Origin of the sequence: Maribacter sp. (assembly GCF_039974175.1) — a bacterium.
Lineage (GTDB): Bacteria > Bacteroidota > Bacteroidia > Flavobacteriales > Flavobacteriaceae > Maribacter_C.
In genome coordinates, this window is the sequence record NZ_JBDWJN010000001.1 from 1 (window position 1) to 20,953 (window position 20,953).

Annotated in this window: 16 protein-coding genes, 1 tRNA gene and 1 rRNA gene; 10 read left to right on the forward strand and 8 right to left on the reverse strand. The window is 39.9% G+C overall.

Features of this window, described 5'->3' with window-relative positions; all coding sequences use genetic code 11:
• Both rrf and ABJN95_RS00010 read left to right on the forward strand, forming a co-directional pair.
• Positions 1-96: ribosomal RNA gene (gene rrf / locus ABJN95_RS00005) — 5S ribosomal RNA — on the forward strand; the annotation flags it as partial.
• A gap of 102 nt (positions 97-198) precedes the next feature.
• Positions 199-1,788: a sulfatase gene (locus tag ABJN95_RS00010; RefSeq protein WP_348367927.1), complete on the forward strand. Its 1,590-nt coding sequence runs from the start codon at positions 199-201 to the stop codon at positions 1,786-1,788.
• Between the two features lie 9 nt (positions 1,789-1,797).
• Here the strand turns inward: ABJN95_RS00010 and ABJN95_RS00015 are convergent, their stop codons facing one another.
• From ABJN95_RS00015 to ABJN95_RS00025, 3 genes are all read right to left on the reverse strand, one after another.
• Positions 1,798-3,264, reverse strand: coding sequence for a glutamate synthase subunit beta (locus ABJN95_RS00015; protein WP_348367928.1), 1,467 nt, complete (start codon positions 3,262-3,264; stop codon positions 1,798-1,800).
• A gap of 8 nt (positions 3,265-3,272) precedes the next feature.
• Entirely contained in the window at positions 3,273-7,781 is a 4,509-nt protein-coding gene (gene gltB, locus ABJN95_RS00020; RefSeq protein WP_348367929.1) for a glutamate synthase large subunit, read from the reverse strand.
• A gap of 326 nt (positions 7,782-8,107) precedes the next feature.
• Complete coding sequence (locus ABJN95_RS00025; RefSeq protein WP_348367930.1) at positions 8,108-9,250, reverse strand: acyl-CoA dehydrogenase; 1,143 nt, start codon at positions 9,248-9,250, stop codon at positions 8,108-8,110.
• 273 nt (positions 9,251-9,523) lie between these two features.
• Between ABJN95_RS00025 and ABJN95_RS00030 the strand changes: the two genes are divergently transcribed.
• From ABJN95_RS00030 to ABJN95_RS00060, 7 genes are all read left to right on the forward strand, one after another.
• Positions 9,524-10,756 carry a Glu/Leu/Phe/Val dehydrogenase dimerization domain-containing protein gene (locus ABJN95_RS00030; protein ID WP_348367931.1) on the forward strand — a complete coding sequence of 411 codons (1,233 nt, stop codon included), beginning with the start codon at positions 9,524-9,526 and terminating at the stop codon, positions 10,754-10,756.
• Between the two features lie 12 nt (positions 10,757-10,768).
• On the forward strand, positions 10,769-12,163 hold the full coding sequence (gene nhaD / locus ABJN95_RS00035; protein WP_348367932.1) for a sodium:proton antiporter NhaD: 1,395 nt from the start codon (positions 10,769-10,771) through the stop codon (positions 12,161-12,163).
• A gap of 60 nt (positions 12,164-12,223) precedes the next feature.
• Positions 12,224-12,916 carry a MotA/TolQ/ExbB proton channel family protein gene (locus ABJN95_RS00040; protein WP_348367933.1) on the forward strand — a complete coding sequence of 231 codons (693 nt, stop codon included), beginning with the start codon at positions 12,224-12,226 and terminating at the stop codon, positions 12,914-12,916.
• A gap of 130 nt (positions 12,917-13,046) precedes the next feature.
• A complete protein-coding gene (locus tag ABJN95_RS00045) occupies positions 13,047-13,433 on the forward strand; it encodes a biopolymer transporter ExbD (protein WP_348367934.1) in 387 nt (128 codons plus the stop codon).
• Positions 13,434-13,590: 157 nt separating this feature from the next.
• A complete protein-coding gene (locus tag ABJN95_RS00050) occupies positions 13,591-14,538 on the forward strand; it encodes an energy transducer TonB (RefSeq protein WP_348367935.1) in 948 nt (315 codons plus the stop codon).
• A complete protein-coding gene (locus ABJN95_RS00055; protein ID WP_348368130.1) occupies positions 14,535-15,746 on the forward strand; it encodes a folylpolyglutamate synthase/dihydrofolate synthase family protein in 1,212 nt (403 codons plus the stop codon). The genes ABJN95_RS00050 and ABJN95_RS00055 overlap by 4 nt, the downstream gene beginning before the upstream one ends.
• A gap of 61 nt (positions 15,747-15,807) precedes the next feature.
• Positions 15,808-15,882 (forward strand) — tRNA-Val (locus tag ABJN95_RS00060).
• A gap of 162 nt (positions 15,883-16,044) precedes the next feature.
• On the opposite strand, the gene ABJN95_RS00065 is transcribed toward ABJN95_RS00060, so the two are convergent.
• From ABJN95_RS00065 to ABJN95_RS00075, 3 genes are all read right to left on the reverse strand, one after another.
• Complete coding sequence (locus ABJN95_RS00065) at positions 16,045-16,458, reverse strand: hypothetical protein (protein ID WP_348367936.1); 414 nt, start codon at positions 16,456-16,458, stop codon at positions 16,045-16,047.
• A gap of 25 nt (positions 16,459-16,483) precedes the next feature.
• Positions 16,484-17,323, reverse strand: coding sequence for a universal stress protein (locus ABJN95_RS00070; protein ID WP_348367937.1), 840 nt, complete (start codon positions 17,321-17,323; stop codon positions 16,484-16,486).
• 80 nt (positions 17,324-17,403) lie between these two features.
• Positions 17,404-18,255 (reverse strand): universal stress protein, encoded by an 852-nt coding sequence (locus tag ABJN95_RS00075; RefSeq protein ID WP_348367938.1) that lies wholly within the window; start codon positions 18,253-18,255, stop codon positions 17,404-17,406.
• A gap of 119 nt (positions 18,256-18,374) precedes the next feature.
• Between ABJN95_RS00075 and trxA the strand changes: the two genes are divergently transcribed.
• Positions 18,375-18,674, forward strand: coding sequence for a thioredoxin (trxA, locus tag ABJN95_RS00080; RefSeq protein WP_348367939.1), 300 nt, complete (start codon positions 18,375-18,377; stop codon positions 18,672-18,674).
• A gap of 202 nt (positions 18,675-18,876) precedes the next feature.
• Here trxA and ABJN95_RS00085 read toward each other — a convergent pair whose 3' ends face one another.
• Positions 18,877-19,722, reverse strand: a complete 846-nt coding sequence (locus tag ABJN95_RS00085) for a universal stress protein (RefSeq protein WP_348367940.1) — start codon at positions 19,720-19,722, stop codon at positions 18,877-18,879.
• 323 nt (positions 19,723-20,045) lie between these two features.
• Positions 20,046-20,882, reverse strand: coding sequence for a universal stress protein (locus tag ABJN95_RS00090; RefSeq protein WP_348367941.1), 837 nt, complete (start codon positions 20,880-20,882; stop codon positions 20,046-20,048).
• Positions 20,883-20,953 lie beyond the last annotated feature (71 nt).

Genomic DNA, 20,953 nt, shown 5'->3' on the forward strand with positions numbered 1-20,953 from the left:
ACGGGGCACACCCCTTACCATTCCGAACAGGGAAGTTAAGCCCGTCTGCGCCGATGGTACTGCTACACCAAGTGGGAGAGTAGGTAGCCGCCTTCTTCGAAAGTCCCTTACAGCAATGTAAGGGACTTTTTTTATGGCATAGAGTCTAGAGAACCTATTCATCTTACCTTTTTACTATATTTGAGTAAAACCAAAAGGATGTTTTTTAGATATTGCAAACCTTTGTTCATCTCCTCCATCTTTCTTTTTATTAGCTGCAAACAAGAATTACCTACCGCTGTACATAAACCAAATGTGGTTTTTATACTGGTAGACGATTTAGGTTTATTAGATCTAGGTGTTACGGGAAGCACCTATTACGAGACTCCCCATATAGATCAACTGGCCAGAGAAGGCATGATATTTACCCAAGGGTATGCAGCCAGTAGAGTATGTAGCCCATCTAGGGCTAGTATTATGACTGGGAAGTTTACTGCAAGACATGGCATAACCGATTGGATAGGAGCAAAAACCGGAACCCAATGGCGTGATCACGGTAGGCACGATAAATTACTTCCGGCTGATTATGTGCATGAACTACCTAAAGAAGAGATAACCCTTGCTGAAACCCTAAAAGAAGCAGGGTATTCCACTTTTTTCGCCGGAAAATGGCATCTAGGAGAAGAAGGTTCCTATCCTGAAGATCACGGTTTCGATAGCAATGTAGGTGGTTGGGATAAAGGAAGCCCTATTGGAGGCTATTTTTCTCCCTGGCAGAATCCTAAACTGAAGAATCGAGTGCAAGGAGAAAATCTTTCATTGCGTTTGGCGAATGAAACCGCTTCGTTTATAGCGCAACATAAAGATGCTGCATTTTTTGCCTTTCTTTCCTTTTATGCCGTACACGGTCCGATTCAAACTACAAACGCCAAATGGAAAAAATATCAAGATAAAGCAACCAATGCGGGTATAGCCGAAAGCGGTTATAGTATGGAAAGAGTTCTTCCTATTCGACAAGAACAAGATAATCCTATCTATGCCGGATTAGTTGAAAGTATGGACGATGCTGTGGGCGTTGTTTTAAACGAAATCAAGAATCAAGGTATTGATAATGAAACGATTATAGTTTTTACTTCTGATAATGGTGGTGTTGCTTCGGGTGATTCTTTTTCAACATCCAACGTGCCTTTAAGAGGAGGAAAAGGATATCAATGGGAGGGCGGAATTCGTGAACCCTATTTTATAAAAGTACCCTGGCTCAAGAATGCCGGTTCTAAAAATGACTATCCAGTAAGCGGTACTGATTTCTATCCAACCATTTTAGATTTGGTTGGTATAGAGGCCCTGCCCAAGCAACACGTTGACGGTATCAGCTTGAAGCCTTTGTTGGAGGGTAAGGAGATAAATAAAGAACGTGAATTATATTGGCATTATCCGCATTATGGAAACCAAGGCGGCGAACCCTCATCGATTATTCAAGAAAATGGATGGAAACTTATTCACTACTGGGAAGATGATCGAGAAGAATTGTACCAGCTTAGCGCTGATATTGGGGAAAAAAAGAACCTGGTAAATGAACAGAAACTTCTTGCCAAGGAAATGAGCACAAAATTGCGGAACTGGTTAAAATCGGTTAACGCCAATATGGCCTCCCCAGACCCGGAATATAATTTAAAGCTAGCCACAGAGCGACGTCAGATGTTGATGAATGAGAAATTACCCCTTCTTGAAAAAGAGCGAATGAAAGTGCTTTCCCAAGATTTCAAACCCAATGATGACTGGTGGGGAAGTCAATTAACTAAAGACTAAGCATCTTATTTAAATTCGAGGCAGATCTCCTTCCCCTTTTAAAGGAAGATAAGATTCCCCCATTAAATACGTATCGATATGATGCGCTGCTTGCCTACCCTCTGAAATGGCCCAAACGATTAACGACTGACCTCTGCGTTGGTCGCCTGCAACAAACACCCCAGGTACATTCGTTTGGTAATCACTTTCAGAAGCTTTAATATTCGTTCTGGCATCGGCCTCTAGACCTAACTGCTCGGCAATAGTCATCTCAGAGCCAGTAAAACCCATAGCGAGAAGGGCTAACTCACATTTCCATTCTTTTTCGGTGCCTTCGATTTCTTTTAAGATCGGACGTTGACCTGCTTGCTTTATCCATTCTACTTCTGAAGTGATCAAACCTTTTAGATTTCCATTTTTATCACCAATAAATTCTTTGGTTGAAATACTAAAAAAACGCTCAGCTCCCTCCTTATGCGAGGAACTGGTCCTTAGCCGCATAGGCCAAAAAGGCCAAGGTTGCCCTTCAGGACGTTCTTCAGAGGCCATGGGCATGATCTCAAAATTTGAAACTGATTTAGCACCCTGTCGAATTGATGTACCAATACAATCAGAACCAGTATCACCACCTCCAATTACTACAACATCTTTATCCGCAGCTAGAACCTCTTTCTCAAATTTCTTTACACCATCGACCCGGCGATTGTTCTGAGGCAAGAAATCCATGGCTTGTACTACACCGTTTAAATCTGAACCTTTTATCGGTAAATTTCGTCTAACTGTTGCTCCTCCACATAAAACAATGGCATCAAAATCATCTTTTAACGCCTCTGCTTTTATATCAATACCCACATGAACGCCACATTTGAATTCAATTCCTTCTTCTTCCATGACCTTCAATCTACGGTCGATCACATGTTTTTCCATTTTGAAATCTGGAATTCCATAACGTAATAGTCCTCCAGGTTTTTCATCTCTTTCGAATACAGTGACGAAATGCCCTGCACGATTTAACTGTTGTGCAGCTGCCAATCCGGCTGGCCCTGAGCCTATTACAGCTACCCTTTTTTCTGTTCTTTTTGCTGGGGGTTCTGCAACAATCCATCCTTTTTCAAAGGCGGTTTCTACAATATTCTTTTCAATATTTTCTATGGTTACCGGATCTTCATTAATTCCCAGAACGCAAGCTTCTTCACAGGGTGCTGGGCATAACCTACCGGTAAATTCTGGAAAGTTATTGGTCGAATGTAAAATGCCAGCAGCTTTTTCCCACTTTCCTCTATAAACAGCATCATTGAAATCTGGAATCAGATTCCCCAGTGGGCAACCGCTATGACAGAAAGGAATACCACAATCCATACAACGCGCACCTTGGTCTTTCAGCTCCTTTTCTTTCATAGGAACCGTAAATTCTTTATAATTTCTTATACGTTTTTCAACGGGCGTGTAACCCTCTACTTTTCTATCGAATTCCAAAAACCCTGTTATCTTTCCCATGTCTCGATTTATATAGTTTGCAATTTCTCTTCTTCCAGTCGAATCAAAGCCTGACGATATTCCTCAGGGAATACCTTTACAAAATCTGGTAGACAATCTTCCCAGTTTTCTAGAATACGCTGAGCCAGAGGACTCATGGTATAATTGTAATGACTTTCAACAAGCTCTCGAAGTTGTTTAATATCTTGGTCTTCCTCAACGGCCAACAAGTTCAATCCTTCTTTACTACAATTCTTTTCAAAGGTTTTATTTTTGTCATAAACATAGGCGATTCCACCACTCATACCAGCGCCGAAATTTCTTCCTACTTCGCCGAGAATAACGGCAACACCTCCGGTCATATATTCACACCCATGGTCACCAATACCTTCGACCACGGTTTTAGCACCCGAATTCCGAACACAAAAGCGCTCTCCGGCTTTCCCATTAATATAGGCTCTACCCGCAGTTGCTCCATATAAAGTTACATTTCCTGTAATGACGTTTTCTTCTGGCACAATAGTAGAACCATCGGGTACTTTTATAACCAATTTGGCCCCAGATAATCCTTTACCCAAATAATCATTCGTGTTGCCATTGACCGTCATTGTCAAGCCTCGGGTGGCAAAGGCTCCAAAGCTCTGACCTGCAGAACCTGTAAAGTTCAATTTCAGTGTATTGATCGGTAATCCTTGCGCGCCATAAATTTTAGAAATCTCATTGCTGATTATGGCACCAACTGCGCGATCGGTATTACAAATGGGAAAATCTAGCGCTGCTTTTTCTTTTCGAAATAACGATGGATTCGCTTTTTCAATGATTTCAAATTCGATAGACTTGTCTACATCATGCTCTTGCTGCTGTGTATTGTAAAGCTTTGTTCCTGCAGGAACGTTTACTTGATGCAGAATAGGAGTCAAATCAATGCCCTGTGCTTTATAATGGTCAATGGCTTTTTTACGATCTAATTTTTGAACCTGTCCCACCATTTCATTCAAGGTTCTAAAGCCCAATTGCGCCATTATTTCTCGCAACTCTTGTGCTACGAAATACATATAATTTACCACATGCTCTGGCTTACCCTCAAATTTCTTGCGAAGTTCAGGGTTTTGAGTGGCAATACCCACCGGACAGGTGTTCAAATGGCAAACACGCATCATAATACAGCCTGAAGCGACCAATGGTGCAGTGGCAAAACCGAATTCCTCTGCTCCAAGCAGACAAGCTACAGCTACATCACGACCCGTTTTTAGCTGTCCATCACATTCTAGTACAATTCGATTTCTTAAATCGTTCATTACCAAAGTTTGTTGTGCTTCGGCGATACCTAATTCCCAAGGCAGTCCGGCATGCTTCAAAGATGTTAATGGCGATGCGCCCGTTCCGCCATCAAATCCTGAAACTAGTATAACATCTGCTTTTGCCTTGGCAACACCCGCAGCAACCGTACCAACCCCAATTTCGGAAACCAATTTCACATTGATTCTTGCCTCGCGATTTGCTGATTTTAGATCGAAAATCAACTGTGATAAATCTTCAATAGAATAAATATCGTGATGTGGTGGAGGTGAAATCAACCCGACGTAAGGTGTAGAATTTCTTGTTTTAGCAATTGCCGGATTTACTTTCGGACCTGGCAATTGCCCGCCTTCACCCGGTTTGGCACCTTGTGCCATTTTAATCTGTATTTCTTGTGCATTCGTTAAGTAGTCGGAAGTGACGCCAAAGCGACCTGATGCTACTTGTTTAATCGCGCTATTTCTCCAGTCACCGGTTGCATTCTTGTAAAAACGTTCTGAATCCTCACCGCCTTCACCTGAGTTGCTTTTACCGCCAATACGGTTCATGGCAATAGCAAGATTTTCATGTGCTTCTTTACTAATAGAGCCGTAAGACATCGCTCCGGTCTTGAAACGCTTTACGATTTCGGTCCAAGGTTCAACTTCCTCTTTTGGAATAGGATCATAGTTTGAGAACTCAAACAAACCACGAATAGTCATAAGATTTTTAGACTGCTCATTCACCATTTCAGAGAACTCCTTATAACTATCGGGTTCATTATTGCGAACGGCTTTTTGCAATTTTGCTACCGATAACGGATTGAACATGTGTTTTTCACCATCTCTTCTCCAGCGATATTCACCGCCCATGGGTACATCTAAGTTGGCGGCAACTTCTTTTTTTGCAAAAGCCTTGGCGTGCCGTTTGGCAATTTCCTTCTCGATTTCGTAAAGTCCGATACCCTGTATTCTGGTTGGTGTATTCGGAAAGTATTTGCCGACAACCTTAGTATTAATACCAATACATTCAAACAACTGTGAACCACGGTATGAATTAAGCGTTGAGATGCCTATTTTGTTCATCACTTTTAAAATGCCTTTACCTACAGCTTTGTTGTAGTTTTTTATGGCTTCATCAAAAGTATATTCAGTAATGTCTAGTTCTTCAATCTGTTCTCCAATAATTTCATTTACCAAGTACGGATTTACGGCACTCGCGCCAAAACCGAAGAGTAAGGCAAAATGGTGTACCTCACGGGGTTCAGCAGATTCTATTATAACACTTAGCTTTGATCGCTTTCCTAACTTCTGTAAACCACTATTTACGAAGGAACAGGCCAATAAGGCGGGAATGGGTGCTTCGGTATCACTAACATTTCTATCGGATAAAATAATAATGTTGGTTCCTTGGTCAACCGCTTGTGAAGCTTGCTTCAAGATAGATTCTAGCGCATCCTCCAAACCATTATGTCCTCTTTCAATATGGTACAATGTGGGAATCGACACTACCTTGTAATCCGGACTAGCATCGTAGTTTTTGATTTTGTCCAAATCTTCTTTTGATATGACCGGGTTCTGTATTTTTAATTTGCGGCAATGCAATTCAGAGAAATCGAAAATATTATGGTCGCTACCTAAAGTAAGACTGATATCGGTAATCAATTCTTCACGTATACCATCTAATGGCGGATTGGTAACCTGCGCGAATAACTGTTTGAAATAGTTGTAAATCAATTGTGGCTGTTCAGATAATACGGCAATAGGAGTGTCAGAACCCATAGAGCCTATGGGTTCCTTTGCGTTTTTGCCCATAGGAAGGATAATCGTATTGATATCTTCCAGGGTGTAGCCGAATACGGCCTTCCTTTTTTCTAAGGATGCTTCTCCCAAAAACAAAGGGCAATCGTTATAAGGAATGTCTTTCAGGTGCACCAGATTGTTATCTAACCACTTTTGGTATGGGTGTCTTTGGGCAATTTCCTCCTTAATTTCTTCGTCATTGATAATTCGGCCCGCTTCCATATTTACCAAGAACATTTTACCGGGCTCAAGCCTTCCGTGGAAATCTACATTTTCTGGAGCGATGTCTACCACCCCAACTTCTGAAGACATAACTACATAATCATCTTTGGTAACAGTATATCTTGAAGGGCGTAGTCCGTTTCTATCTAAAACAGCACCGATATAGTTTCCATCTGTAAACGGAACAGATGCCGGACCGTCCCAAGGTTCCATCATGCAGGAGTGATATTCGTAAAAAGCTCTTTTAGCTTCCGACATATCTGGATTCTTTTCCCAAGCTTCTGGTACTAAAATCATCATTACTTCTGGAAGCGAACGCCCCGTCATTAATAACAATTCTACTACCATATCCATGGTGGCGGAATCAGATTTTCCCGGTAGAATAATTGGAATTATTTTTTTAATCTCCTCACCAAACCAATCACTTTTCATTAATTCTTCACGAGATCGCATTCGAGTAACATTACCTCGCAGTGTATTTATTTCACCGTTGTGACACATATACCTGAATGGTTGTGCCAAATCCCAGGTGGGGAAGGTGTTTGTTGAGAATCGCTGGTGTACGAGCGAAAGTCTTGTAACCACTCTTGGATCCATCAAATCCTTATAATACAGGCTGATGTCTTTGGGCATTAACAAGCCTTTGAAAATGATAATCTTAGTGGAAAGACTAGGAACATAGAAAAAGCCACTTTCTGATAGTTTAGAATTGATAATGGAATGCTCAGTCAACTTGCGAGCGGTAAACAGTTTAAGATTGAAGTTGAATTCGTCTTGCTCAGCATGCTCCTTAGCAATAAAGAGTTGTTTGACGAAAGGTTCAGTTTCCATGGCAATTCTTCCAGGAACAGATCTATTTACAGGAACATCACGCCATCCTAACAGTTGAAGTCCTTGTTTTTTTATGTTGTCTTCAAAAACGGTGATACAGAAATCACGTTGATTTTCCTTTTGTGGTAGAAATACGTTACTAACCGCATAGGTTCCGGGTTCAGTGATCTCAAAATCGCAAACGGCCTTAAAAAAATCATGCGGAATATCGATAAGGATACCTGCGCCATCGCCCGTTTTGCCATCGGCACTTACAGCACCACGATGCTCTAGCTTATCTAGAATTTCAAGTGCCTTATGAATAATGTCATTCGACTTCTTTCCTTTCAAACTGCAAATGAATCCTGCGCCACAGTTATCGTGCTCAAATTCCGGTAGGTACAACCCCTGTTTCTCTAACTTCATAAATTGTCGTATTTCCTCAAAAATAACATATTTGTTAAGCTATTTTTATCGATTTAAATGAAATGAATTAAAATATTCAATGATATTAGATAATCGTTAAAAAATACTCAAATAGGGATTATTGTTACCCTCAAATTATCAATTTGATAAATTTAAGGCATTTGTGGTCTTTACGAAGTGAATTTTAGGGGGTAAAAGGTGCAGAATATTAATTTGTAACAAAAAACCCTTTCAATAGTATCGGGTTAACAAAATAAGAAGCAACTATGAACAATCAACCCCTCAAAAAGGAGGGGCTGTGTAATAAAACAATAAATAGTTTCTTTTTAATCTCTTAATATGCTTCTTGAAATTACAATTTTCTGTATTTCTGAAGTGCCCTCGTATATTTGGGTGATCTTTGCATCACGCATCAGTCGTTCTACATGATAGTCTTTCACAAAACCATTGCCACCGTGTATTTGAACGGCTTCCACTGTAGTTTCCATGGCTACCTGTGAGGCATACAATTTGGCCATTGCCCCTGAAAGATCGTAGTTATTGCCTTGATCTTTATCCCATGCTGCTTTGTAGACCAAATGACGTGCTGCTTGAATCTGAGTATGCATGTCAGCCAATTTAAAAGCTATCGCCTGATGGTTACTTATTTCAGTGCCAAATGCTTTTCGTTCTTTTGAATATTTCAGGGCCAATTCATAAGCCCCAGCCGCAATACCTAAAGCTTGCGCAGCGATTCCGATTCTACCACCAGAAAGTGTTTTCATGGCAAATTTAAAACCAAAACCATCTTCACCAATACGATTTTCTTTTGGCACTTTTACATCATTGAAAATTAGCGAATGCGTATCGCTACCTCTGATACCCAACTTATTTTCCTTTGGTCCGATCTCAAAGCCAGGCATTCCTTTTTCTACAATGAGGGCGTTGATTCCTTTATGTCCTTTTTCCCTATCTGTTTGGGCTATAACCAAATAAACCGATGCGGTATTGCCATTTGTAATCCAGTTCTTGGTACCGTTTATGACATAGTGGTTTCCCTTGTCTATTGCTGTTGTTTTTTGTGAAGTTGCATCGCTACCAGCCTCGGGTTCTGACAAACAGAATGCCCCAATAATTTCTCCTGAAGCCAATCGTTTAAGGTATTTTTCTTTTTGCTCTTCGGTGCCGTAGGTTTCTAATCCATAACAAACCAATGAATTGTTTACTGAAACGATTACGGAAGATGAGGCATCTACTTTGGAGAGCTCTTCCATAGCGATCACATAAGACATGGTGTCCATTCCGCTACCGAGGTATTTTGGGTCGACCATCATCCCTAGAAAACCTAATTCCCCCATCTTTTTTACCTGTTCAGCTGGAAACTGTTGATTGTCATCTCGTTCAATGACTCCCGGAAGCAGTTCGTTTTGGGCGAAGTCTCGCGCCGCTTCTTGTATCATTAGGTGTTCTTCCGATAGTGAAAAATCCATATGCAATATCTTTTACATTTTCTTGTGGCAAAGATAAGGTTAAGATGCAAATTAAGAGTCATAATACGAAGAGTTATAGCCTAAAAAAATACCCTTTTTAACGAGGAGAAAACTTTTAAACCCATCGCAAATTTTTATATTTGTTGACTTCGATTTTTTCGTATCGATCAAATATAGAATTATGGACCAGCAGTAACCCCGCAAGGGGATAATGAAAATTTCAAACGGAACACGAATGAAAATGGGATTACATAATTTTATAAATCAATTGTAATGAAAGAATTACTAAAGGCATACGAAAACAAACAACCTGAAATCGTTTTTAACTGGAAGGATCCCGAAACCGAGGCGGAAGGCTGGACGGTCATCAACTCTTTGCGTGGAGGAGCTGCTGGAGGAGGAACCCGTATGCGGGAGGGGCTCGATATGAATGAAGTACTCTCTTTAGCGAAAACTATGGAAGTCAAGTTTACAGTATCTGGCCCTCCGATTGGTGGGGCGAAATCTGGCATCAATTTTAACCCCAACGATCCGAGAAAAAAAGGCGTTTTAGAACGCTGGTATCACGCAGTGGCGCCTCTTTTAAAAAGCTATTATGGTACGGGAGGAGATTTGAATGTCGATGAAATTCACGAGGTCATTCCGATTACAGAAGATGCCGGTGTTTGGCATCCACAAGAGGGGGTGTTTAATGGCCATTTTAAACCGACCGAAGCAGATAAAATCAATCGCATAGGGCAGCTCAGAATGGGCGTAATTAAGGTCATCGAGACTGATAAATTTTCCCCAGGGGTGGGTCGAAAATATACGATAGCCGATATGATTACTGGCTATGGGGTAGCCGAAGCAGTGCGACACTATTATGATATTTATGGCGGAAATGTAGTTGGTAAAAAGGCAGTGGTACAGGGTTTTGGAAATGTGGGTAGCGCAGCAGCGTATTATCTGGCGCAAATGGGCGCAAAGGTGGTAGGAATTATTGACAGAGCCGGCGGAGTTATCAATGAGGAAGGTTTTTCTTTTGAGGAGATTCAACAATTTTTTCTCAACAAAAAGGGGAATAGTTTGATGGCAGATGGAAGTCAGTTAATCCCTTTTGAAGAGATCAATGAGCGCATTTGGAATTTGCCGACAGAGATTTTTGTGCCCTGTGCGGCCTCTAGATTGATTACTAAGGAACAAATTTCTCAAATGATTGATACCGGTTTGGAAGTAATTTCCTGTGGCGCCAATGTGCCTTTTGCAGATAAGGAAATTTTTTTCGGCCCTATAATGGAATATACAGATGGTAGAGTAAGTCTGATTCCAGACTTTGTAAGCAACTGTGGAATGGCCCGAGTTTTTGCCTACTTCATGGAAAAAAGAGTAGGTATTGACGATGAATTAATATTTAATGACACTTCGGATACCATTCGAAAGGCAATTTTAAATATCTTTAAGCAAAATCCGTCTAAAATTAATTTGTGTAGCACCGGATTTGAAATAGCATTAAAACAACTAATATAAACCAACCACTATATGGAATCAGCAATTATACTCGTATTCGTTTTAGGTTATCTAGCAATAACACTTGAACACAATTTAAAGATTGACAAGTTAATACCGGCTTTAGTCATGATGGCAATTTGTTGGGCTTTGATAGCTTTGGGTATAGATGGTTTCACAACCTGGTTTGATTCGGGAAAACATGCTTTAGTTGACAATTTTGCTGGCATGTTGCATGAGGATAAACTTCACTTGATGGAGGAAACTCTGTTGCATCACCTCGGAAAGACGGCGGAGATTTTGGTGTTCCTTCTTGGAGCTATGACCATTGTAGAAATTATTGATTATTTCGATGGTTTTGCGACTATTAAAGGCTTTGTAAAGACAAAGAGTAAAAGTAAAATCTTATGGATTTTCTGTGTGCTTGCTTTCGTGCTATCTGCTATCATTGACAACCTTACAGCGACGATCGTGCTTATTTCCATCTTGCAGAAAATTGTAAGAGAGCGCGACGTGCGCATTTGGTATGCGGGTTTAATAATAATCGCAGCAAATGCCGGTGGTGCTTGGTCTCCAATAGGTGATGTGACTACTACAATGTTGTGGATAGGGAACAAAGTGACCACTGTAAAGTTGATTAGTTTCCTCTTAATACCTTCACTAATATGTATGTTGGTACCTGCGTTTATCGCTTCTTTTTTGCCCGCATTCAAAGGTAAACTAGAGTCGTCAGGTGAAGATGATAAGCCGGCAAGTAGTTTAAGTGCGAGAATGTTGTATTTAGGTTTGGGGGCCATCGTTTTCGTGCCAATTTTTAAGACGGTCACCCATCTGCCACCATACGTTGGTATGATGTTATCTTTAGGTGTAGTGGCAACATTTGCTGAAATTTATAGCAAAAGTAAATTCAATATAAGCAGTGTAGATGATGCAGATGGAGAACATATATCAGCACATCATAGCCCTGTACATAGTTCCTTGTCTAAAATTGAATTACCGAGTATACTTTTCTTCCTTGGAATCTTGATGGCTGTTGCTGCATTAGAATCGTTAGGCCAACTCTTTGGTTTTGCTACTTGGTTACAAGATTCTATAGGTATGGTAGGTACCGAAATGGCAGGAACCCGCGTATCCGATTTGGTAGTGCTGCTATTAGGAGTTGGTTCAGCTGTAATAGATAATGTTCCATTGGTAGCGGCAAGTTTAGGGATGTTCTCTGAAGCACTTGATGATCAACTATGGCATTTCATTGCATATTCGGCTGGAACCGGTGGAAGTATGTTGATTATTGGTTCTGCTGCAGGGGTTGTTGCCATGGGCATGGAAAAAATCGATTTTTTCTGGTATTTAAAGAAGATTACATGGCTCGCGGCAATCGGATTTTTGGCCGGCGCAATCACCTTTATTTTATTGCGACAATTTATATGATCGTATACTTTTATCGATAAACTACCGTTATAAGGGCAACTATACACATTAAAGAATTCTATGTTATTATTTCAAGACCTTGCGCAAGACCCTGAAATGGGTGATGTGCTATCAGAGGAAAAAACACTTTCAGTAATTGATTTGATATTTAATGGTGGTACGGGTAGTGTGGTTATCATATCTGTGCTATTTATAATGCTGTTCGTAGCCCTGTATATCTATTTTGAGCGTATTTTTGCTATCAAAGCAGCCTCAAAAATAGATAGTAACTTTATGAACCAAATACGCGACCACGTAAGTGGCGGTAAATTGGACGCTGCGAAAATGTTATGTGCACAAACTGATTCACCGGTTGCTAGATTAACCGAAAAAGGCATTTCACGTATTGGAAAACCCTTGGATGACATCAACACCGCTATTGAAAATGCGGGTACTCTCGAAGTTTATAAGCTTGAGAAAAACGTTAGCATCTTAGCTACCGTTGCAGGTGCGGCACCCATGATTGGTTTCTTAGGAACCGTAATTGGTATGATTTTGGCATTCCATGAAATGGCTACCAGTGGGGGTCAAGCCGAAATGGGGTCATTGGCATCTGGTATTTATACGGCCATGACAACAACTGTTGCAGGTTTAATAGTAGGTATTATTGCATATATAGGCTATAACCATTTGGTAAACAGAACGGATAAGGTGGTACATAAAATGGAAGCGAATGCGGTGGAATTCTTAGATCTTTTGAATGAACCATTATAGGGTTATAGAGAAAAGAGCATAAGGACAAGGTGTTTTTTAAATCGTATTGTCGCTTTTCTTTGCATTTAGAAAACATATTTACATGCCTGCTGCCATAGGATGAATCATAACAACAAATAAAGTACGCCAAGTGAAATTAAAGGGAAGAAATAAAGTGAGTCCAGACTTTAGCATGTCTTCAATGACGGATATTGTATTCCTGTTATTGATATTCTTCATGTTAACGGCCAACTCACCAAACGCTTTGGATTTACTTTTGCCAAAGGCAAAAGGGAAGTCTACCAACACCCAAAATGTATCTGTAAGTATTGATAAAAACCTGCAGTATTTTGTAAACAGCCAGAGAATTAACGGAGATTATATAGAAATTGAATTAAAAAAGGCACTAGAAGGGCAAGAGAAACCCACTATTATTCTAAGGGCAGAAGAGAGTGTAGCTATTCGAGAAGCCGTAAATGTTATGGATATTGCCAACAGAAACAATTACAAAGTTATTTTGGCAGTCAGACCGAATTGATGCCATTTCAGCATTTGGGTTACTCATAAAACTGTTTTTTTTACTCATATTTCTCCAAAAAAAATCCTTTAGCTAAGGCTATGCTGATATTTTTTGTATCATATGAACAAGAAATAAATTGAATTAGTAATACGAGATTTAAAATTGAATTGACTTTATGTCATTCTTAGACACGAGACACAAAAAGAAATCCTTTACACTCACAACACTTCTGTTGAGCGTGCTTCTCCTGGTGCTTTTCTACATCGGTCTTACCTACATGGATCCACCCATCGAAAATGGAATTTCTGTAAATTTCGGAACCATGGATTTTGGCAAAGGTCAGGTACAACCAAAAGAAAAAATTAGATCGGAACCTGTAAATAAACCCCCTGTAGAGCCTACCAAACAAGAAGAGGTCAAAGAAGAAGTGGTTGAGGAGGAAGTTGTTGAAGAAGTGCCTGAAAAATCACAACCCAAAGAAGCCCCATCTGAAAAGGTATTGACCAAGGAAAGTGAGGAAGCCATAAAAATACGACAGGCCAAAGAGGCCAAAAAGAGGGCCGAAGATGCTGCAAAAGCCGAGCAACGTAGAAAAGAAGAGGCCATCGAAAGGGAAAAAGCAAAAGCCGCGAAAATTGCACAACAAAAACGGGAAGCCGAAGAGCGTGCAAGGCAAGAGCAAGAGGCAAAAAAGAAAAAGTTAGATGAGATGATGGGCGGACTGAACAAATCAGACGGCACTGCATCTGGTTCAGAAGGTGACGATGACCGCGCTGGTGATAAAGGGCAACCCGATGGAGATCCTTATGCAACAAGTTACTACGGCAGTCCCGGTTCAGGAAGCGGCACGGGTGGATACGGGCTCAACGGAAGGTCGTTGGTTCGCAAGGGTAAGGTACCCCAAGAATGCAATCAAGCAGGACGCGTAGTCGTTAAAATCGTTGTAGATAGAAATGGCAATGTTATAAGTGCAACACCTGGTGTAAAAGGTACTACAAATAATAGTCCTTGCTTACTAGATCCGGCTAAGAAAACCGCATTTAAGCACAAATGGAACCTGGATGCAAACGCGCCAAGTTCACAAGTCGGTTTTGTAGTAGTGAATTTCAAGTTAGGAGAGTGACCTATAAGGAGACTATAGCGTGGATGTTTGCCCAACTTCCCATGTATCAAAATCAGGGTAAGGATGCACTCAACCACAAGCTTGATAAAATACTTCAGTTTTCAAAGCATCTCGGCAATCCTGAGAAAAAATTCAAGAGTATTCATGTAGCAGGAACCAACGGCAAAGGTTCGAGTAGCCACATGCTTGCATCTATATTACAAGAAGCGGGTTACAAAGTAGGTTTATACACTTCTCCTCATTTAAAGGATTTTAGAGAACGGATTCGAATTAATGGCAAAACCGTAAGTCAGCGACATGTTATTGACTTTGTAGTTGAAAACAAATCTTTTTTTGACCACAATAAATTGTCCTTTTTTGAAATGACGGTCGGAATGGCCTTTGACTATTTCGCCAAGAAGAGCGTTGATATTGCGATTATAGAAGTGGGGCTAGGCGGTCGATTTGATTCTACAAATATTATTGTTCCAGAAGTTTCGTTAATCACAAATATTGGTTTGGATCATACTGATTTGCTTGGTGATAGTTTACAGAAAATTGCATTTGAAAAGGCAGGTGTAATAAAGAAAAATGTTCCTGTCGTAGTCAGCGAATATCAAAAAGAACCGGCTGAGGTATTTCAGAAGGTCGCTAAATCAAAGCATGCCCAACTGGTATTTGCGAGCAAAACGATAAAAACACTATATAATACTGCTTTACTAGGTAATTATCAATCGAAAAATGTAAAAGGGGTTGTTGCCTGTTTAGCGGCCTTAAAAGAATTTGTGATACAGGCAAGTCATATAGAAGCAGGGCTCAAAAATGTAGTTCAAAACACAGGGCTTTTGGGGAGATGGCAAATACTACGAAATCATCCAAAGGTAGTATGTGATACGGCTCACAACCGAGAAGGGCTATCATTAGTTCTAGAACAAGTAGCACGTCAAGAATTCGATAACCTACATCTTGTTCTCGGTTTTGTAAAAGATAAAAATTTGTCATTGGTGCTGCCGTTGTTTCCTGAAAATGCTACCTACTACTTTTGCAAACCAAATGTTCAAAGAGGGTTGGATGCTATGATTCTGAAGCAAGAAGCTGCAAAATTCGGATTGCATGGTGATGTATATCACTCTATTGAAAAGGCTCAAAAAGCGGCCCTAAAGAACGCAATTGCCACCGATTTTATATTTATCGGAGGAAGCAATTTTGTAGTCGCAGAAGTTGTGTGATTTTTTCCTTGTTTTTCTTTTGGAGTAATTAAAACTATTCTATATTTGCAATCCCTTTTTAGGGCTCTTAGCTCAGTTGGTTCAGAGCACCTGCCTTACAAGCAGGGGGTCACTGGTTCGAATCCAGTAGGGCCCACAAAAGCAGTCTATATAGACTGCTTTTTTTATATATGCTATTTCCCTTTTGGGTTTGTCTACATCTGCAACCATTATTTCTGGTTGGTTTTCATGGGCTTACCTTTTTACAAGACCGCTAAAACAACAGGTCTTAGCGGCCTCAGATTTAGACATCAATCAGCTAACCTTCGGTACTAAAGTAGTCTCGTACCATAGCCTTCACTTGATTATCAGTCATGCTATCGGCTTTGGTCACGGTTTTTATTTTGGCAGCCAATGTTTTATGGCTTTTTAATAGCTCTTTGCGAAATTTTTCGCTGGTATCAGCCGGGCCAAAAAGGGCTATGGCATCGGCATCCTTGATGGCTTCGGCCAAGTTGTTGAAGTATGCTCTTAGTTGGTGTTTTTCCCTTTCTAGATATTTACTGTCTTGTACAACATCTTGTGGACCCCATTTTGCTGTTTTGGTTCCTGATCCACCTGAAGGCTTGAAAAACTCCAATTCTGAAAAAACAGTTTCAAATGCTTCTTGCTCACCCTTAAGCGTTACCATATGGGCTTTTTCCTTATCCATCCAAATTCCTATATACTTCATTATTTTGTGTTTTATATATTTATAACTAGGGTAATGCTAGAATAGGCACGGTAGCATCGTACCCGATTTCTTTTATTAAAGGGCTTGAAAAAACACTGCTAAAGAAAAAGTGCTTTTTATTGATAAAGGCAATCATATCGCTCTCTCTGCTTGCTACAAATGCGGTTAGGCTTTCCGCAACGTTCTTCTTTGAAAGGGAATGATCACTGTGAGTCACCGTCTCCATTATATCCTCTAGCAGTTGTCTGTTACTTTCCTGGGCTGTAGTTAACTCAGGGTTTTTATTGACGTTAAGAAAGCGAATAGCGCTCTGATGCATTTTAGCAATCTCGATGAGGCATTTCATTTTTTTGCGTTTATATACTGACTTATAATTCGTTGGGAAAACGACTTCTTTCAGCGGTGAAAATTGAACGTCCGCTGGCACGGCTAAAACGGGGCATTCGGTTACTTTCTCCATGGTGTTCACGGTATTGCTACCGAAAATAACACCTTTGCTACCCGAGGCCCCTTTTGTACCCATAATCACTAGGTCGATATCTTTATTGGCTATCGTCTGCTTCACGGCTTCCGATAAAAAACTAAATGTCGAAATGGTATGATAGGTATGCTTCGGATTATCGTGGTGTAGTTCAAGCATGTCTAAAAGTTTTACTAATCCCTTTTCAGATGCTACCTTGGCCGTCTCATATGGAGCACTACCTGGTTCGGGAACAATAAGAGTGTCGGTAGTATAACCGTCTAGTCGAAAGACATTGAGAAAATAAAACTCGCAATTCAATTTTGCATATAAATCGACCGCATATCTTGCGGCGTTTAACGCATTTTTTGAAAAATCAGTGGGTATCAATATTCTTTTGTCCATCCTGTTTCTTTTAGATAATATTGCAACCTGATCATAGGTTTAACCATGACCATTGTCAATACGGGGCTTGGTTTATCGTTTTATGCCTTAGTTTCTTTTATTTGCGGTATCACCATAAATGGAACTGTTAGGTGAAAGCCTATTTTTTTGATTATAGGTTCAATAAAAAGACGCTCCATAAATGTATGTTTGTTTTGTACCATGACTAAAAGATTAATGTTTGTCTTGATCTGGAATTCGTTAACAGCTGTAATGATTCCGTTATCAGGTAGCTCATGGAAGAGTGCTTTTTTAAGAAACATTTCATCAAGTTCCGCTTTGTGTTTTTCCTGTTCACTGGTCAAGTCATAACCAGATCTTACATGCATCACATTCATGCGCGATTGGTGTAACCAAAGAAGGGTTAAAAGTGCCTCGAAATTTTCTTTTTTGAATTCGATTTCATAATCTGTAGGAAACAAGATTTCTTTGGGTGCCTCGTAAGTAAATTTTGGGGGTATAGCAATAACTGGGCATTTGGCCTGTTTGATGACATGAACAGTATTGGTGCCGAACAAGATTTCTTTTGCACCAGTCGCTCCTTTGGTACCCATTATGATAAGATCAATATCCTCGGCTGCTACCAAATCTTTAATCTCACCTAATAAGGAGTTGAAAGCACTATGAGTCATTAGGGTATGCTTTTCGTTTTGGTATTGACCTTCAAGTCGATTTTTTAATTTTTCCAATTGACTCATACTACTTTCCCTAAGTATATCGCCCAATCCAATTTGTCCAGGGCTTCCAATTAGGTAATCAGTGTGATATATGGCGGGAGTGTAGGTATGCAATAGGTAGAAGGTACATTCCACCTCTCTATAAACAAGCATTGCATATCGGATTGCTTCGAATGAATTGTCAGAGAAATCTGTGGGTAGTAATATTCGTGTCATGGCCTTATATTTAAGATTACGGGGTAAAACTATGATGGAAGTACCTTTTAAACCATGATATCGGTCAGTTTGAGACATTCGTTTTTTTGGTAATTTTGGTAAGCAAAAATTCAAAGTTCATGAAGGGTAGTTTTAATAACATAATTACGTCCGATACGCCGGTTTTGGTAGATTTTTTTGCCGATTGGTGCGGTCCTTGTAAAGTGTTGACTCCGGTCTTAAGACAGGTTAAGGATGAATTGGGTGAAGAAGTAACCATTGTGAAAATCGATGTAGATAAGAATCCTAGTATCGCTTCAAAATTTGATGTTCGTGGTGTACCCACTTTGCTATTGTTTAAAAGTGGAAAGCAGTTGTGGCGCCAATCCGGAGTCTTGCAAAAGAATGCCATTGTGCAAATCATAAGATCTCATTCCTGATCACGTCTTATAACGATTTTTTTGGTTTGGGTGTTCAAGTCTTATTTTTAACCTAAGTCTTCTCAAACCCGGCCAATGCAATATCTAAGCTAGTATTTGGAATAGCGTTAAAACTAGGCCCACCCATCGCATAGTCGACGCAATAAAAAAATAGGCAGGTAGCTATGAAGTATATGCAATTCCCATTCTTCAGATGTACATTCTAACGGGGTAAATTCTGCATTACTAAAAATGGAATCTTAGGTTGAAGCCCGATTTCATCAACCGTAGAACGATACAGTATATCTTCTAAAAACGAATGTCTTGAATTTACCATTACTAGTAGGTGCATCTCGTTTTGAACGATATAATCTAAAATGGCCTCTGCCTTGTTTTTGACCGGAGTTGTTTCAAAAAATACGTATGCTTTGGAAAGCTCTTCATGTAGAAAACGTTTATTGTCTATCTGACGATTACTCAAATCTTCAAAATCGGAAATGTAGAGGCAGTGAACTTCCGACTTGAACTCGGCGGCCAAAGTATTCAGTAGCTTTAGTTCTCTCCGCTTGTACGGTAACATGTAATCAGTTGGGAATACTATTTTTTTAGGTTTTTGATACTCGTAGTTTTCGGGTATGGCCAGAACGGGGCATGTCACATATTTAAAAATTTGAACGGTATTACTTCCGAAGGTTGTTTGCTTCTTGGCCGTCTGGCCTTGGGTACCCATAATGATTAAATCTATATTGAATTGATTCACTACATCATTTACAGCGTCAACTAACGAATCAAAAGCAGAAATAGCCTTAAAGGCGTGTTTTGGGTTGTGTTCTTTTTCTTTTATTTTTTTGATAATACGGTGGAGCTTTTCATCAACATTTCTTTTGATTAATTTGTTTTGCTGTTCAAAAGAGGTATCGCCGTTGTGTTTGAAAGGGCCATATACTTCGTCGGCGTAGGCGTGTAAAAAATAGAAGTTGGTGCGCTCACATTTATACAAATGCAACGCATAGTTGATTGCATGAATGGCATTTGCCGAAAAATCTGTGGGAATCAGTACGGTGCGCATCGTCTTTTGTTTTGTTTGCTTTTCAAAATTAGCAGAGACTTTAATCAAAAAATATGATAAATATCATCAGGAAGTTCTAGTAGGCCTTGGCCAAATACCCTTAGCTCAGAAGAGACACTATTGGAGCTTGCGGCTCGAAATTCACTTCTCTTAACGCAAGGGTTTAAAATTAGCCTATGACGTTCTGGTAGTACATTGAAAAATCAATTGAAATTGTTTTTTTTTAGCTGTTTTGTGAATGTACACTTTCCTAAAAGTAAATAAGGATTTTTAAAAAAAATGACAAGGCTCAGTTACGGCGTTGCTCTAAGTAGATAATTGAATTATTCATGCAACACCAATAAAGGTACCCTGGTATGAAAGCTTACCTTTTCTATTGTAGAATCGAAAAACAAATTTTGAAGAAAGTCTAGATTTTTGGCTACCATGATCACCATTTCCCCATGCTCGATAGCAATATGATGCTGTATAGCGGTCTTGACATTGTTGTTTCTAATATCATAGAAACGATGTTTTTCTTGAAAAGCTTCTTCTACATAGTCTTGTAAATAGGCTTTGTTTTTTTCTTGTTCCTGAGAAAGTCTACCCTTATTTTTTAAGACGTTCAAGATCTGCAGTTTGGCTTTTGCGAGGTGAATAATTTCTGCAATGGCCTCTAAAATTGAAAAGGAATAAAAGATATTATAATCGGTGGGAAATACAATTTCCTTTGGTGGTATGACAATGGTCGCTTGCTCTGGAACGACTAAAACATTACAGGCTACTTGAGTTATTACATTGCCTGTATTACTGCCTACGATAGCCGCCTTTACACCAGATGCTCCCTTGGTACCCATAACGATAAGGTTAATACTTTTGCTGGCAACCGTATTGCGAATAGCATTCACAATTCTGCCATATTCTTCCAAGGCAACGAAATGATGTCTTCTATTTCGGGGTAGTTGCTCTATTCGCTCGAACAAAACACTTAGTTTTTTTCGAATGGTGTTGTCTCTGGTGAGGGGAAGAGTAAAAGAATTACCTTTTGTAGATGATTGGTTTAATCGCCCAATATGAAGTATATAAAAGTTGCAGGGCACTTTTTCGAAGAGCCCGACAGCGTATTCTAGAGCGTTCCATGAGTTCGCTGAAAAATCTGTAGGTACTAAGACATTTTTCATTTACAGGGCTTGGTAAGCAAAAATAAACCTGCGATGAATCGTGAAATATGATATTTATCAGTTTAGGTCAA